Origin of the sequence: Actinomadura sp. NBRC 104425 (assembly GCF_030269545.1) — a bacterium.
Classification (GTDB): domain Bacteria; phylum Actinomycetota; class Actinomycetes; order Streptosporangiales; family Streptosporangiaceae; genus Spirillospora; species Spirillospora keratinilytica.
The window spans coordinates 1-643 of the sequence record NZ_BSTN01000101.1; the positions used below are offsets into that span (position 1 = coordinate 1).

Annotated in this window: 1 protein-coding gene; it reads left to right on the forward strand. The window is 72.5% G+C overall.

What is annotated here, in order from left to right; translation table 11 throughout:
* Positions 1–468, forward strand: a 468-nt coding sequence (locus QSK22_RS33295; RefSeq protein WP_285498481.1) for a DoxX family membrane protein, incomplete at its 5' end; no start/stop codon positions are given.
* Between the last annotated feature and the right edge of the window lie 175 nt (positions 469–643).

Consider the following 643-nt stretch of genomic DNA (forward strand, 5'->3'; position numbering starts at 1 on the left):
GTGTGGGCGGTCGCCCGGCTGGCGCTGGGCTGGGTGTTCGCCTGGGCGTTCCTCGACAAGCTTTTCGGCCTCGGCCACGAGACCCCCGCCGCCAAGGCGTGGATCGAGGGCGGCAGCCCCACCGAGGGCTTCCTGAAGAACTCGCCCACCGGCCCGTTCGAAGGCCTCTACCACGACATGGCCGGACTGGCCTGGGCCGACTGGCTGTTCATGATCGGCCTGGCCGGGATCGGCACCGCCCTGGTGCTGGGCATCGGCATGCGCATCGCCGCCGCCGGCGGCGCCCTGCTGCTGGTGATGATGTGGAGCGCCGTGCTGCCGCCCGAGAACAATCCCTTCATGGACGACCACCTGGTCTACGCGGTCTTGCTGGTCGGTCTCGCGCTGGTCCGCGCGGGCGACACGCTCGGCCTCGGCCGGTGGTGGAGCAACACCGCCCTGGTGCGCCGCTTCCCGATCCTGAAGTGACCGCCCGGTACCGGCCGGCCCCGAGAAGGTGCGCGGCCGAAGGGGCCGGTGGCGTCGATGACGGCGCCACCGGCCCCTTGTCGTGTGCACCGGCCACCAGGGGCAGCCGCCTTCACAGCGTCCCCGCCGCGGCGGTACTCGCTGAAGTCATGGGCGGATGCCGGCCTCGGCGCGC